Below are 13,980 nucleotides of genomic sequence, written 5' to 3'. Positions count from 1 at the left end.
CTCCTGGAGTCCTGGCGTTAAATGTCTACTAATTTGTAACCTGTTGCCAATGGGATCTCACGCCTCTGCACCTAATCTTGATGTAACAAAAATAGACCGGACTAGCCCATGGACTTCGTGCCTTACGCGGTACCGTTTTTCATTGCCTTGATCGTAGTGGAGCTGCTCGCCGACCGTTGGCGCGGTCAGCGCAACTACCGGGTGGCGGACGCCATCAACAGCCTCAGCACCGGCGTGCTGTCCACCACTACCGGGCTGTTGACCAAGGGCGTAGGGCTGTTGACCTACGCATTCGCCCTCAAGCACCTGGCCGTGATCGAGCTGCCGACCCAGAGCGTCTGGACCTGGGTCTTCGCCTTTGTGCTCTACGACTTCTGCTACTACTGGCTGCATCGCATGGGCCACGAGCGCAATATCCTGTGGGCCGCGCACTCGGTGCACCACCAGAGCGAGGACTACAACCTCAGCACCGCCCTGCGCCAGACCAGCACGGGTTTCCTGTTGAGCTGGGTCTTCTACCTGCCTCTGGCCGTGCTCGGCGTGCCGCTGGTAGTGTTCATCAGCGTGGCGTCCCTCAACCTGCTCTATCAATTCTGGGTGCACACCCGCCATGTGCCCAAGCTCGGCTGGTTCGAGTGGTGCTTCGTCACGCCGTCCAATCATCGGGCCCACCATGCACAGAACGCTCTCTACATGGATCGCAACTATGGCGGGGTGTTCATTTTTTGGGACCGGCTGTTCGGCACCTTCCAGCAAGAAGACGACAACGAACCGGTGGTTTTCGGCGTGACCACGCCCCTGGCCAGTTGGAACCCGCTGTGGGCCAACCTGCAGTTCTATGCGCAGCTGTGGAGCGATGCACGGCGTACCGAGAGCAAGTGGGACAAGCTGCGCATCTGGTTCATGCGCACCGGCTGGCGTCCGGCGGACGTGCAGGCCAAATACCCCCTGGCCAAGCCCGACTTGAGCCAGTTCCGAAAATTCGAAGTGCCGCTGGACGTGCGCCAACAGGTGTACATCGCCCTGCAGTTTGCGGCATATGTGGGGTTTGGCAGCTATTTGATGAATGTCGGCGAGGGTTTGCCCACGGCAGCGTTGGTCTTGGGCTGGAGTGGGATGGCGCTGGGGTTGTTTACTTTGGGCGTGGCCCTGGAGAATCGCCCGTGGGCCTTGAAGGCCGAGCTGGCGCGCCTGGCGCTGAATGTGCCGCTGGTGTGGCTGGCGCCGCAGGTCGGGCTGTGGCCGGCCAGCCACCTTGGCTGGCTGGGGCTGTTGAGTTACAGCCTGCTCAGCGTGATCGGCCTCTACTGCTGTAGAAGCCGGCTTACTCGACTGGTGTCTTAGGCGCTTCGACCGAGGCCGGCTCGGCTGCGAGCCTGGCCTTGGCGTCGGCACAGGCCTGGCGGGCAATGCGGGCGTTCTTGAAGCGGCGGCGCAGCCACAGGGCAAAGCCCAGCAGCAACAATGCGCCGAGGACCCACAATTCGTACTTTTTGACGCTGCCGAGCATGCCTTCCAGCACCGCGCCGAAGTGGTAAGCCGCCGCACCCAAGGCCGCGGCCCAGATGGCAGCACCAATCCCGTTGAGGATCAGGTAGCGCAGTGGCGGGTAGCCTGACAGGCCAATCGCCACCGGCATCACTGTGCGCAATCCATAGACGAAGCGAAAGCTCAGCACCCAGATATCCGGGTGTTTGCGGATATGTTCCAGCGCCTTGTCGCCCATCAATTGCCAGCGCGGTTTGCGTGCCAGCAGCTTGCGGCCGTGCTTGCGCCCCATGTAATACCAGAGCTGGTCGCCGGCGTAGCTGCCAAAGAAGGCAACGACCACCACCAGGTTGATATCCATGTAGCCACGGAACGCCAGGAAGCCTGCGAGCACCAGAATGGTCTCGCCTTCAAAGAAGGTCCCGAGGAAGAGGGCAAAGTAGCCGAAGTCATGCAGAAATTGTTGAAGCATGGTCTGGGTGCTGGCGAAATGAACGCGCAGCCTACGCCTTCGTGAACATTCATGAAAGTATCGAGATGTGTCACGAAGTGAACAATTCCTACATAAACGACGAATGCGACTACAGGTCGCATCGATAAGCACAACTGTCATACCTTCGTCATAATGGCCGCTTATAACTGCAACGCTCGCCCGTAAACCCGGGCTCAGGAGTCTGTCGTGAGCTTTACCCCTGCCAATCGCCTGTTCCCCGCCACTCGTCTGCGTCGCAATCGCCGTGATGATTTTTCACGCCGTCTGGTTCGTGAAAACGTCCTGACGACGAATGATCTGATCCTGCCGGTGTTTGTGCTCGACGGCGAAAATCGTCGGGAAGCGGTGGCGTCGATGCCGGGGGTGGAGCGCCTGACTATTGACCTGTTGCTTGAAGAGGCGGCGGGTTGGGTCGAATTGGGGATTCCGGCGTTGGCGCTGTTCCCGGTCACGCCGGCCGAACTCAAGTCCCTCGACGCTGCCGAAGCCTGGAACCCGGACGGGATTGCCCAGCGCGCTACCCGCGCCCTGCGCGAGCGTTTCCCCGAGCTGGGCGTGATCACCGACGTGGCGTTGGACCCGTTCACCACCCACGGCCAGGATGGCATTCTGGACGAAGAGGGTTATGTTCAGAACGACATCACCGTCGATGCGTTGGTCAAGCAGGCCTTGTCCCACGCTGCGGCAGGCGCCCAGGTGGTTGCACCGTCGGACATGATGGACGGACGTATCCAGGCGATTCGCGAAGCCCTGGAGCTGGCCGGCCACGTCAATGTGCGAATCATGGCGTACTCGGCCAAGTACGCAAGCGCCTACTACGGCCCGTTCCGCGATGCGGTGGGCTCGGCGCTGAATCTGGGCAAGGCCAATAAGGCCTCGTACCAGATGGACCCGGCCAACAGCCATGAAGCCTTGCACGAAGTGGCGGCCGATCTGGCCGAAGGCGCCGACATGGTGATGGTCAAGCCGGGGATGCCGTACCTGGACATCCTTTGGCGGGTCAAAGATGAATTCAAGGTGCCGACCTTTGTCTATCAGGTCAGCGGCGAATACGCGATGCACATGGCTGCAATACAGAACGGATGGTTGAGTGAAGGGGTGATTCTGGAATCCCTGACGGCCTTTAAACGCGCGGGGGCTGATGGCATTCTGACCTACTTTGCCGCCCGCGCCGCCCAATTGCTTAGAGAGCAACAATAGCCCTCACAGGAACATTCGATGAATACCGAAGGACTCTCCGAAGTTGCAGTAAAAGACGCTCACCCGGTGGTTGAACAAGTCACCGAGACACCTCCCGAGCTGGAGCCGGCCCCGCCTGCCGTGGTGGCCGAAGTGCCAGCGCCGGCGCCGGTGCCCCTGGTGACCAACCTGGATGACAGCAGCCTGTATATCCATCGCGAGCTGTCGCAACTGCAATTCAACATCCGCGTGCTGGAACAGGTGCTGGATGAGTCCTACCCGTTGCTGGAGCGCCTGAAATTCCTGCTGATTTTCTCCAGCAACCTGGACGAGTTCTTCGAGATCCGCGTCGCCGGCCTCAAAAAGCAGATCACTTTCGCCCGTGAACAAGCCGGTGCCGACGGACTGCAACCGCACCAGGCACTGGCGCGCATCAGCGAGCTGGTGCACGGCCATGTGGACCGCCAATACGCGATCCTCAACGATATTTTGCTGCCGGAGCTGGAAAAACATCAGGTTCGCTTCATCCGCCGCCGTCACTGGACCACCAAGATCAAGACGTGGGTGCGCCGCTATTTCCGCGACGAGATCGCGCCGATCATCACTCCTATCGGCCTCGACCCGACGCACCCGTTCCCGTTGCTGGTGAACAAAAGCCTCAACTTTATCGTCGAGCTGGAAGGTATCGACGCCTTCGGTCGCGATTCCGGCCTGGCGATCATCCCGGCCCCGCGCCTGTTGCCACGGATCATCAAGGTACCGGAAGAGGTGGGGGGCGCTGGCGACAACTATGTATTCCTCTCGTCGATGATCCACGCCCACGCCGATGACCTGTTCCAAGGCATGAAGGTCAAGGGCTGCTACCAGTTCCGCCTGACCCGTAACGCCGACCTGGCGCTGGACTCCGAAGACGTCGAAGACTTGGCCCGTGCCCTGCGCGGTGAGCTGTTCTCGCGGCGCTACGGCGATGCAGTGCGCCTGGAAGTGGCCGACACCTGCCCCAAACACCTGTCGGACTACCTGCTCAAGCAGTTCAACCTCAGCGAGACCGAGTTGTACCAGGTCAACGGCCCGGTGAACCTGACGCGCCTGTTCAGCATCACTGGCCTGGACAGCCATCCGGAGCTGCAATACACGCCGTTCACTCCGCAGATTCCGAAACTGCTGCAAAACAGCGAGAACATCTTCAGCGTCGTGAGCAAGCAGGACATCCTGCTGCTGCACCCGTTCGAGTCCTTCACCCCGGTGGTCGACCTGCTGCGCCAGGCCGCCAAGGACCCACACGTCCTGGCCGTACGCCAGACCCTGTATCGCTCGGGTGCCAACTCGGAAATCGTCGATGCGCTGGTGGACGCCGCGCGTAACGGCAAGGAAGTCACGGCGGTGATCGAATTGCGTGCGCGGTTTGACGAAGAATCCAACCTGCAACTGGCCAGCCGTCTGCAAGCGGCCGGCGCGGTGGTGATCTACGGCGTAGTGGGCTTCAAGACCCACGCCAAGATGATGCTGATCCTGCGCCGCGAAGCCGGCGAAATTGTGCGTTACGCCCACTTGGGCACCGGCAACTACCACGCCGGCAACGCCAAGCTCTACACCGACTACAGCCTGCTGACCTCCGACGACGCCTTGTGTGAAGACGTCGGCAAGTTGTTCAGCCAGTTGATCGGCATGGGCAAGACATTGCGCATGAAGAAGCTGCTGCACGCGCCGTTCACCCTCAAGAAGGGCATGCTCGACATGATTGCCCGCGAGACCCAGTTCGCCCTCGATGGCAAACCGGCGCACATCATTGCCAAGTTCAACTCGCTGACCGATCCGAAGATCATCCGCGCGCTGTACAAGGCCAGCCAGTCCGGCGTGCGCATCGACCTGGTGGTGCGTGGCATGTGCTGCCTGCGTCCGGGTATTGTCGGGGTGTCGCACAACATCCATGTGCGCTCGATCATCGGCCGCTTCCTGGAGCACACGAGGGTCTTCTACTTCCTCAACGGCGGCGAAGAGCAGATGTTCCTCTCCAGTGCCGACTGGATGGAGCGCAACCTCGACAAGCGTGTTGAGACCTGCTTCCCGGTGGAAGGCAAGAAGCTAATCATGCGAGTGAAGAAGGAGCTGGAAAGCTACCTGACCGACAATACCCACAGCTGGAGCCTGCAGTCGGACGGGCGTTACGTGCGCAACACGCCAACCGGCAACCAGAACCCGCGCAGCGCGCAGGCGACGTTGCTGGAGAAGTTGGGCAGCCCGATTCTTGCGGTGAACTGACACGCAATAAGGTCTGAAAATGTGGGAGGGGCGGTGCGACGATTCGACTTGCCCCCTCCCACATTTGTTTTTGCGGTGTTCTTTGGATCGAGTCAGCGCAGGTTCAGGCTGAACCCCACCCGCGTCAGCCACTCCGCTTCCTGGGCAAAGTCCGCCTGGGTCAGCTGGTTTTCATCCAGCCAGCCTTTGGGGAACATCACTTCCAGGCTGTCGCCATCGGCACGCAGTTTGACCTGGGGCATTTCCTGGGTGCCACGGATGTGGTGGAACAGGATCGCGAAGCGCAGCAGCACGCACAGGCGGATCAGCTTGATGCCTTCATCACCGAACTCGGCGAATTTATCCTTGGGGATGTTTCGGCGATGGCCGCGTACCAGCAGCGCAAGCATCTGCTGGTCTTCCCGGGAAAAACCGGCCAGGTCGGAGTGCTCGATCAGGTAGGCGCCGTGCTTGTGGTAATGGTAGTGGGCGATATCCAGGCCCACTTCATGCACCTTGGCGGCCCAGCCCAGCAGCTCACGCCATACACCGTCTTCCAGGTCCCAATCCTCGGCCACTTGGTCGAAGGCATGCAGGGCTTTGCGCTCTACACGTGCCGCTTGTTCCAGGTCAACGTGATAGCGCTCCATCAGCGAGCTGAGGGTGCGTTCACGCACGTCTTCGTGGTGATGGCGGCCCAGCAGGTCGTAGAGCACGCCTTCACGCAGGGCACCGTCGCAGTGGTCCATGCGTTGCAGTTCAAGGGCGTCGAAGATGGCTTCGAGAATCGCCAGGCCGGCCGGGAAAATGGTGCGGCGGTCGGGCTTGATGCCGTCGAAGTCGATTTTCTCCGCATCCCCGAGTTTGAACAGCTTGCGCTTGAGCCAGGCCAGGCCTTCGGCGTTGACCTCGCCCGTGCCATGGCCACCGGCCTTGAGGGCCAGGCCGATGGCCCGGATGGTGCCGGATGAGCCGATGGCTTCATCCCAGGTCAGGCGGTGCAGGGCGTGCTCGATGCTCATGATCTCCAGCCGCGCTGCGGTGTAGGCCTGGGCGTAGCGCGCCGGGGTGATCTTGCCGTCCTTGAAATAGCGCTGGGTATAGCTGACGCAACCCATCTGCAGGCTTTCGCGCAGCAGTGGTTCGAAACGCTGGCCGATGATGAACTCGGTGCTGCCGCCGCCGATGTCCGCCACCAGGCGCTTGCCGGGGGTGTCGGCCAGGGTGTGGGACACGCCGAGGTAGATCAGGCGCGCCTCTTCACGACCGGAGATGACTTCTACCGGGTGCCCGAGGATTTCCTCGGCGCGGCGGATGAATTCGCCACGGTTGCGCGCTTCGCGCAGGGCGTTGGTGCCGACGATCCGCACCGCGCCCAGGGGCATGCCGTTGATCAGTTGGGCAAAACGCTTGAGGCAATCGAGCCCGCGTTGCATGGATTCTTCATTGAGCTGGCGCGCGTCGTCGATCCCGGCAGCCAGTTGCACTTTCTCTCCGAGCCGCTCAAGGATGCGGATTTCGCCGTTCTGGGCCTTGGCCACGACCATGTGAAAGCTGTTCGAGCCCAGGTCGATGGCGGCGATCAGGGACAGATTCTTGGCTTGGGATTGCGGCATGGTTTGGGGGTCTCGGTCGATAACCTGACCATCGTGCCACGATCGACCGCTGACGCCAACGCGTTGTGCTTCGGGAATGTCGCCGGCGACGTCTGTAGGTGTTGTTTGTAGGAAGTGTAGGCTGTCGTCTTAAGCTGCTGCTCGCAAGTGCGCGAGCCACTGTAGGGGATTTTAACTTAGGGGCCTTTTACGCTTAGCTTTGATTTGGCCTACAGCCTGTGAGTCAGAGTTCTATTCATTATTTTGCTCAAGCCTACTGATGGGGCAGGCACGGACGACAGTTTATTTTTATCGCTCCGACACCAATTAAAGGGTTGTCTTATTCTTTAGGTAAGTGCCAAAGAGACAGACTGTCACTCGGCAATTTTGCCGTGGTGTTATTTATTTATGGTTTGAATTCAAGGCAAAAATAAATACGCCTGAAAACTTTCAGTGACAGGTCGAATATGAAGAAAATTGTTGGATTGACTCTTGGTATTGCTTATCTGGCTGCGGCCTTTAACGCTCAGGCATCCACCAGTGCAGAACTGATCGTCAGGGGTACGATCAAACCTGCCGCCTGCAACCTCAGCATGACCGGTGGCGGCATTATCAACTACGGCACCATCCCCTCGGGCAAACTGCTTCCGACGGCGTTCAACCCGCTCGCGGAAATGACCACTCCCCTGAGTATCAACTGTGGCACCACGGCTGCTCAGTTCGGGCTGAAGTTTGTCGACCTGCAGGCTGGCAGCAAAGTGCCAGGCATCCTCAATGCACTGGGGGCAGGTTATACCGAGGCTCATAACTACGGCTTGGGGAGCGCCTCTGGCCGCAGGACCGGCGGCTTTGCGGTTACCCTCAAGGACCTCCGGTCGTCGTCCACAGTGCTCAGTCCCATCGTACGTGTGAGCACCGGCGCGTGGCAGAACAGCGACGGCAAAGTTGCCCAGTCGCCTAGTCAACATTCGTGGCGCAGCAGTACAACCGCGGTTCCCGCCATGATCACTCAGTTGACCGGAACTATTGCTGTGAGGGCGGTGATCAACAAAGGTCAGGATCTGGACCTGAGCCGTGACATTACCCTTGATGGGCGTGCAACGCTTGAGTTGAATTACATCTAAGCGACTGAACTACAGCCGGCCTGAAACCCTATGTTTCTTGTCGGCTGTTTTTATGTGGGCGTCAATCGTCAACTTAAATGTTGCGGGGAGTACTGAGTGCTTAGTTTTTCAGCAATAAGTAATGTGCGGTTGCTGTGTGCAAGTGTGTGTTTGTATTTCGCAAGTTTTGCAATGGCGGACGGCATGTTGCCGGAAACTACCCTGGTTGTGCTCTATGAAGAGCAGGGCGAAGCCACCATAAACATCAAGAATACCGATGCGGCACCGGCGCTGCTTCATTCTGTCGTCGAGAACGTGCCCGAGGACGTGGAGCCGCTGCTGATTGTGACGCCGCCCATTACGCGCGTAGAGGCAGGTGAAACCCAGTTGGTGCGTTTCATCAGCACGTTGAAAGAGCCCTTGAAGACCCAGCGGTTGAAACGCGTTTCCTTCGAGGGCATTCCCCAGGCTAAAGCCCCTGGCGGTACGACCATCGGCATCACCCTGCGACAGAACTTGCCGCTGATCCTGCACCCACGAGGTTTACCTCTGCATCACACCCCTTGGGAGCTGCTGAAGTGGAAGCAGGTGGGGGAGCGCCTAACGGTGCATAACGACAGCGCTTACGTGGTGCGCCTGGCGCCGGAGGTGCAGTTGCTGCCTCAACAAATCGTTGCAACGCTGCCGCGCACCTATCTATTGCCGGGGGAAGCGCTGGCGTTGAGCGTTGATGGGCCGTTGGCGGGTGTGACTGCCGTCAATATCCAGCCGGCCACGGTCTACGGGTTTGCGGCGGACAACTACCGCGCCCCGATCAATGCCAATGGGGATTGATCGTTCCATGACAAACCTGTCGAGTAACAAACGTATGACGTCGTTGTGGCCCCGCCGACCCACGCTGCTTATGGGATTTGCGACGTTATGGAGTTTGCCTGGCCTTGCTCCCGCGCTGGAGCTGGGCGAGGGGTTCGATCTGGCGGCGCTCACCACCCATGGCATTGATCCGAAAGTGTCTGACTACTTCCGTAGTGCGGCGCGTTTTCGCGAGGGTGTTCAGGTGGTGGGGCTGCGGGTTAACGGGAACCCCCTGGGCTTGGTGGATGCACGGTTCGATTCAAACGGGCAGCTGTGTTTTACCCCTGGGCTGCTGGAGAAAGCCGGGTTGGTAACGCCCAGCGGCATGCTTGGCAAGGGGACTGATGCGGACCAGGCCTGCCATGACTTCCTCGGCGCTTTCCCGACGACGATGGTGCGACTGCGCCCCGGCAGCGACGAGGTGGCGCTGGTGGTACCGACCGGATCACTGCGTGCGCCGCAATGGGAGGCCGGACAATTTGCCCGAGGCGGTACGGCGGCGTTGTTCAACTATGACGTGCAGGGTTTCGACAGCCATTCGCGCAGTGGGCCCAGCCGGTTCGTCTCGGCCCATACCGAGGCGGGCTTCAACGTGGGTGACTGGATTGTTCGCAGTCGTCAATTCTATGTATCTGACAATGGTATGGCCCATACCGAGCACCTGTATGCCTATGCCCAGCGAGACCTCGCTGCGTTGCAGTCGACTTTCCAGGTAGGCCAACTCGCCAGTAACAACCCGTTGTTCAGTGGGATTCAATTGTCCGGTGTGCAGTTTTCCCCCGATGGCCAGTCGCGGGCGCCGGCGGGCAGCAACAATGCCGTGGTAGAAGGGTTGGCCCAAAGCCAATCACGCATTGAAGTACGCCAGGCAGGCGTGCTGATTCACAGCACGCTGGTGCCTGAAGGCCCTTTCAGGCTGACGGGCCTGCCCTTGCTCAATGGCACCAGCGACCTGGAGGTCAGCGTCATCGATGTACGGGGCGCCAGACGCAGTTTCGTGGTGCCTGCCGCCTCTTTCGCAGGAGCTGCGCCAGCGGCACCGGGCTTTTACTTCTCCCTTGGCAAGGTGCGTGAAAACGAGCAAGAGCAGGCCCCGTCGCCGGTAGTCGCCATGGCCAGCGGCACGTGGGGCCTGGGCCGCGACTCCTCGGCCGGCGTTGGCCTGTTGAATACCGACGAATACTGGTCGGCAGGCGGCACCCTCAGCAGCGTGTTTTTCCAGCGGGTTTCCGTGGGCGCACGTCATAACGTGTCCCGGGACAGTCGCAACGCGGTATCCGGGTCTCGCAGCAGTGTGTCGGTGAGCAGCCCGGTGTACGGCAATCTCGACCTCAGTCTCAGCGCAACCACCCAGACCCGTGGGTATCGCGAGGTGCTGGAAGCGGGTCGCCCGAGTAACGCCGACGAACTGGGGTCGCGCTTCAGTCATCAGTACACGGCAGGCCTGAGCTGGGTCGATAACACGCTGGGGGCATTTTCCCTGGGCTACACCCGCAGCGCGCAGGTTGACGGGCACGCTACAGACCATGTGTTCGCTTCATGGAACAAGTCGTTTCGCCACGCCGATGTCGCGTTGATCGCCGACTCGCAAGTGGGCGGTAGCCAGGTACGCCGTGATGCTGCGAGTGGAGGCCGGCGGCGCGACACCGCCCAGGACGATGACCTGTCCGTGCGTTTGCAGGTCAGCGTGCCCTTGGGCAGTGATCGTCGCCTGAACAGCTATACCAGTCATCGTGGAAAGCAGGCCCGTGCAGGCGTCGCGCTCAGTGAACGGGTCAATGAGTATGTGAATTACGACGTGGGTATCGAACGTGACCTCAGTGCCAGGGAGCAATCGGTTCGGGGTCAGGTGGACCTGATGCCGCGATACACCCGCGTCGGCCTGGGGGTCAATCGGGACCCGCTGGGTACAAGCTATACCGGGCAGTTGCAAGGCGGCATGGTGGCTCACGAAGGTGGGTTGACGTTCTCGCCGTATGCCGTGCAGGACACGTTTGGCATCGCATCGGTGGGCAAGCTCAGCGCCGCGAAAATCGACACCCCGCACGGACCGGTATGGACCGACTTCAGTGGGCAAGCCGTGATCCCCGGCTTGCCGGCCTACACCAATAGTCGCATCGAAGTGCAAACCCAGTCCCTGCCCAAGCGTGTTGACCTGAAGAACGGCACCCAGGTGCTCGCCGCGGGCCGAGGGTCGGTCAACAGCGTGGCGTTTGATGTGGTGACAGTGCGCCGCATGTTGCTCTCCGCCGTTGATCAACAGGGTCGGCCGCTGCCTCAGGGCGCTTCGGTGTTCGACAACAACAATCGCTTCCTGACCAGCGTGGTGGGCGAGGGTATGATTTTCCTGAACGACGCCAATAACGAGCAAAGCCTGCGGGTTTCATTGCCGGACTCTTCTACCTGCCTGCTGAATCTCGCCACCGAGACCCCGCGTGACAATGACACTTTCTACGAGACAGCATCGGCGGTGTGCCATGGCCGCTGATCGCAAAGGTATGGGCTTTGCACTGATGTGCACGTTGTTGATGGTCCAGGGTGTACGGGCTGAAAATTGCCGGGTGTCCGTCAGTCAGCCCCGTATCGACTATGGCGTTATTCGCAAGGAGACACTGGCCCCAAGCGCATCCTTCCCGCTGGGAACGCGCACGGTGCACCTGAGCGTACTCTGTGCAGAGCCTTCGGCAATGGCATTGCGGTTTGTCGGGGCGGCCGATGGGCAAGGTTTTCGCTTTGGTCGTGAGGGGCGCTTTCGTCTGACCCTCAAGCATGCCCAGGTGGATGGGCAGCCCGTCACGTGGGGGGTGGCACATCTGCCCGGTGAAGCTGTCAACGGGCAGTTATTGCCGGGCCAGGTCCTTGTGGCACCGGTGGCCGGAAAGCGACTGACCGCCCAGGTCGACATCGACACCGAGCTGCCCTCCGACGTTTTGCAGGTGCGCAGCCAGACCTTGCTGGAAGGGCAGGGTCATTTCGAACTGGTCAGCCCGGCTGCTCCACTGAACCGATGAAGTTGGCGAGCTCTGGGGTTTGCGGGTTGGCGAACAGTATTCTGGGGTCGCCAACTTCATGCACCTTGCCCTGGTGCATGAACACCAGCTTGTCGCCAACCTCTCGGGCGAAACGCATCTCGTGGGTCACCATGATCAAGGTCATGCCGTCCTTGGCCAACTGACGGACGACGCTGAGTACCTCATTGACCAGCTCCGGGTCCAGGGCCGAGGTGATCTCGTCGCACAGCAGCACTTTGGGTGACATGGCCAGGGCGCGGGCAATGGCGACGCGCTGTTGCTGGCCGCCGGACAGGCGATCAGGAAAGGCGTCGAACTTCTCGCCCAGTCCCACGCGCTCAAGCATTTGTCTTGCCAGTTGCGCGGCCTTGGCCTTGGGCACTTTCTGCACCACTTGTGGGGCGAGCATCACGTTTTCGCCCACCGTAAGGTGCGGGAACAGGTTGAACTGCTGGAATACCATACCGACTTTCTGCCGCAGGCTGCGCAGGTCGGCGCGGGCGGCGTCGAGGTATTCGCCGTCGACTTCGATCACGCCGTCGTTGATCGATTCCAGGCCGTTGAGGGTGCGCAGCAAGGTGGACTTGCCCGAGCCACTGCGGCCGATGATCGCTACCACCTGGCCTTCTTCAACGGTCAGGTCGATGCCTTTGAGGACGTGGTGATCGCCGTAATACTTATGCAGGGCGGAAATTCTAAGCAGAGGCATGCAGTCTCCTTTCCAGATAGCGCGCACTGAGGGACAAGGGGTAGCAGAGCAGGAAGTAACCGAGGGCTACCAGGCCGTAGACCATGAAGGGCTCGAAGGTAGCGTTGGCGAGCATGCCGCCGGTCTTGGTCAATTCGGTGAAGCCGATGATCGAGGTGACTGCGGTGCCTTTGACCACCTGCACCGAGAACCCCACCGTTGGCGCGACGGCAATGCGCAGCGCCTGGGGCAGGATCACATAGCGCAGTTGCTCCAGCGGATTAAGCGCCAGGCTGGCCGAGGCTTCCCACTGCCCGTGGGCTATGGAGTCGACGCAGCCGCGCCAGATTTCGGCGAGGTAGGCGCTGGTAAATAAAGTGAGGGCAATCGCTGCCGCCAGCCAGGGCGAAATATCAATTCCCAGCAAGGCGATGCCGAAGAACACCAGGAACAGTTGCATCAGCAGCGGCGTGCCCTGGAACAGTTCGATATAGGTGCGCGCAACATTGCGCGCGAACGCCTTGTTGCTGATGCGCATGGTCATCACCAGCAAGCCGATCAGGCCGCCGCCGATAAACGCCACCAGCGACAGCAACAGTGTCCACTGCAAGCCGGTCAGCAGATTGCGCACGATGTCCCAGAAGGAAAAATCACTCATCGGCTGTTCCTCATCACAAAGCGGCGGCCGATCCAATTGAGCAACTGGCGAATCATCAGCGCCATGCACAGGTACACCAGGGTGGTCAGGGCATAGGTTTCAAATGCGCGGAAATTGCGCGATTGGATAAAGTTGGCGGCGAAGCTCAGCTCTTCGGTGGCGATTTGCGAGCACACCGCTGAGCCGAGCATCACGATGATGATCTGGCTGCTCAGGGCCGGCCACACCTTGCCCAGCGCCGGTAGCAGCACCACGTGGCGGAACGCCTCGAAGCGCGTCATCGCCAACGCTGCTGCAGCTTCCAGTTGCCCACGGGGAATGGCCTGGATGCCGGCGCGGATAATCTCCGTGGAGTAGGCCCCCAGGTTGATTACCATCGCCAATACGGCCGCCTGCCATTCGGTAATCTTCAGCCCCAGGGACGGCAGGCCGAAGAAGATGAAGAACAGTTGCACCAGGAACGGCGTGTTGCGGATCAACTCGACATAGACGCCGAAGAACCAGGCAAACGGCTGGATCTTCCATGCCCGCACCACCGCGCCGACGGTACCCAGGGCCACGCCGAGGATCGCGCCGATGGCCGTCAGCTCAAGGGTGAACAGCGCGCCGCGCAGCAGCAGGTCGGTATTGGCCAGCACGGGTACAAAGTCAAATTGATACGCCATGAAG

The 13,980-nt window shown here is 60.5% G+C and carries 12 protein-coding genes; 7 read left to right on the top strand and 5 right to left on the bottom strand.

The features are described 5' to 3' along the window. The first annotated feature begins 108 nt into the window (after window positions 1-108). Window positions 109-1,344, top strand: a complete 1,236-nt coding sequence (locus NDJ82_RS04390) for a sterol desaturase family protein (RefSeq protein ID WP_250924993.1) — start codon at window positions 109-111, stop codon at window positions 1,342-1,344. Here NDJ82_RS04390 and NDJ82_RS04385 read toward each other — a convergent pair. Beyond that, window positions 1,325-1,960: a DedA family protein gene (locus NDJ82_RS04385; protein WP_099585956.1), complete on the bottom strand. Its 636-nt coding sequence runs from the start codon at window positions 1,958-1,960 to the stop codon at window positions 1,325-1,327. The genes NDJ82_RS04390 and NDJ82_RS04385 overlap by 20 nt on opposite strands. Before the next feature lie 207 nt (window positions 1,961-2,167). Between NDJ82_RS04385 and hemB the strand changes: the two genes are divergently transcribed. Then, the gene (hemB, locus tag NDJ82_RS04380) at window positions 2,168-3,181 is read left to right on the top strand and encodes a porphobilinogen synthase (protein WP_099585955.1); all 1,014 of its coding nucleotides are present in this window, start codon (window positions 2,168-2,170) and stop codon (window positions 3,179-3,181) included. An 18-nt stretch (window positions 3,182-3,199) separates the two neighbouring features. Then, window positions 3,200-5,422, top strand: coding sequence for a polyphosphate kinase 1 (gene ppk1 / locus NDJ82_RS04375; protein WP_250924992.1), 2,223 nt, complete (start codon window positions 3,200-3,202; stop codon window positions 5,420-5,422). 92 nt (window positions 5,423-5,514) lie between these two features. On the opposite strand, the gene ppx is transcribed toward ppk1, so the two are convergent. After that, window positions 5,515-7,017 (bottom strand): exopolyphosphatase, encoded by a 1,503-nt coding sequence (ppx, locus tag NDJ82_RS04370; protein WP_160385030.1) that lies wholly within the window; start codon window positions 7,015-7,017, stop codon window positions 5,515-5,517. Between the two features lie 446 nt (window positions 7,018-7,463). Between ppx and NDJ82_RS04365 the strand changes: the two genes are divergently transcribed. From NDJ82_RS04365 to NDJ82_RS04350, 4 genes are all read left to right on the top strand, one after another. Next, a complete protein-coding gene (locus tag NDJ82_RS04365) occupies window positions 7,464-8,120 on the top strand; it encodes a DUF1120 domain-containing protein (RefSeq protein WP_099585952.1) in 657 nt (218 codons plus the stop codon). 123 nt (window positions 8,121-8,243) lie between these two features. Further along, window positions 8,244-8,933: a fimbria/pilus chaperone family protein gene (locus NDJ82_RS04360; RefSeq protein ID WP_256674407.1), complete on the top strand. Its 690-nt coding sequence runs from the start codon at window positions 8,244-8,246 to the stop codon at window positions 8,931-8,933. A 7-nt stretch (window positions 8,934-8,940) separates the two neighbouring features. Beyond that, a complete protein-coding gene (locus tag NDJ82_RS04355) occupies window positions 8,941-11,442 on the top strand; it encodes a fimbria/pilus outer membrane usher protein (RefSeq protein ID WP_284738542.1) in 2,502 nt (833 codons plus the stop codon). Further along, window positions 11,432-11,965, top strand: a complete 534-nt coding sequence (locus tag NDJ82_RS04350) for a DUF1120 domain-containing protein (protein ID WP_250924991.1) — start codon at window positions 11,432-11,434, stop codon at window positions 11,963-11,965. The genes NDJ82_RS04355 and NDJ82_RS04350 overlap by 11 nt, the downstream gene beginning before the upstream one ends. On the opposite strand, the gene NDJ82_RS04345 is transcribed toward NDJ82_RS04350, so the two are convergent. Genes NDJ82_RS04345 through NDJ82_RS04335 form a run of 3 tightly spaced genes read right to left on the bottom strand, consistent with a single transcriptional unit; the run spans window position 11,937 to window position 13,976 of the window. Further along, window positions 11,937-12,674: an amino acid ABC transporter ATP-binding protein gene (locus NDJ82_RS04345; RefSeq protein WP_099585948.1), complete on the bottom strand. Its 738-nt coding sequence runs from the start codon at window positions 12,672-12,674 to the stop codon at window positions 11,937-11,939. The two genes, NDJ82_RS04350 and NDJ82_RS04345, sit on opposite strands and share 29 nt — an antisense overlap. Further along, window positions 12,661-13,311, bottom strand: coding sequence for an amino acid ABC transporter permease (locus tag NDJ82_RS04340; RefSeq protein WP_099585947.1), 651 nt, complete (start codon window positions 13,309-13,311; stop codon window positions 12,661-12,663). The genes NDJ82_RS04345 and NDJ82_RS04340 overlap by 14 nt, the downstream gene beginning before the upstream one ends. Further along, window positions 13,308-13,976 (bottom strand): amino acid ABC transporter permease, encoded by a 669-nt coding sequence (locus NDJ82_RS04335; RefSeq protein ID WP_017736949.1) that lies wholly within the window; start codon window positions 13,974-13,976, stop codon window positions 13,308-13,310. Before NDJ82_RS04335 ends, NDJ82_RS04340 begins: the two co-directional genes overlap by 4 nt. Between the last annotated feature and the right edge of the window lie 4 nt (window positions 13,977-13,980).

This window comes from Pseudomonas sp. SR18 (genome assembly GCF_023701505.1).
GTDB lineage: Bacteria > Pseudomonadota > Gammaproteobacteria > Pseudomonadales > Pseudomonadaceae > Aquipseudomonas > Aquipseudomonas cyclaminis.
The sequence above is the reverse complement of the archived record's forward strand: the minus strand, read 5'-3'. Positions and strand labels throughout refer to the sequence as shown.

Bases quoted from the DNA above. Each gene is read 5' to 3' on its own strand.
- NDJ82_RS04340 (WP_099585947.1), bottom strand. From the start codon at position 13,311: ATGAGTGATTTTTCCTTCTGGGACATCGTGCGCAATCTGCTGACCGGC.
- ppx (WP_160385030.1), bottom strand. From the start codon at position 7,017: ATGCCGCAATCCCAAGCCAAGAATCTGTCCCTGATCGCCGCCATCGAC.
- NDJ82_RS04335 (WP_017736949.1), bottom strand. From the start codon at position 13,976: ATGGCGTATCAATTTGACTTTGTACCCGTGCTGGCCAATACCGACCTG.
- NDJ82_RS04345 (WP_099585948.1), bottom strand. From the start codon at position 12,674: ATGCCTCTGCTTAGAATTTCCGCCCTGCATAAGTATTACGGCGATCAC.
- NDJ82_RS04365 (WP_099585952.1), top strand. From the start codon at position 7,464: ATGAAGAAAATTGTTGGATTGACTCTTGGTATTGCTTATCTGGCTGCG.
- NDJ82_RS04350 (WP_250924991.1), top strand. From the start codon at position 11,432: ATGGCCGCTGATCGCAAAGGTATGGGCTTTGCACTGATGTGCACGTTG.
- ppk1 (WP_250924992.1), top strand. From the start codon at position 3,200: ATGAATACCGAAGGACTCTCCGAAGTTGCAGTAAAAGACGCTCACCCG.
- NDJ82_RS04385 (WP_099585956.1), bottom strand. From the start codon at position 1,960: ATGCTTCAACAATTTCTGCATGACTTCGGCTACTTTGCCCTCTTCCTC.
- NDJ82_RS04390 (WP_250924993.1), top strand. From the start codon at position 109: ATGGACTTCGTGCCTTACGCGGTACCGTTTTTCATTGCCTTGATCGTA.
- NDJ82_RS04355 (WP_284738542.1), top strand. From the start codon at position 8,941: ATGACAAACCTGTCGAGTAACAAACGTATGACGTCGTTGTGGCCCCGC.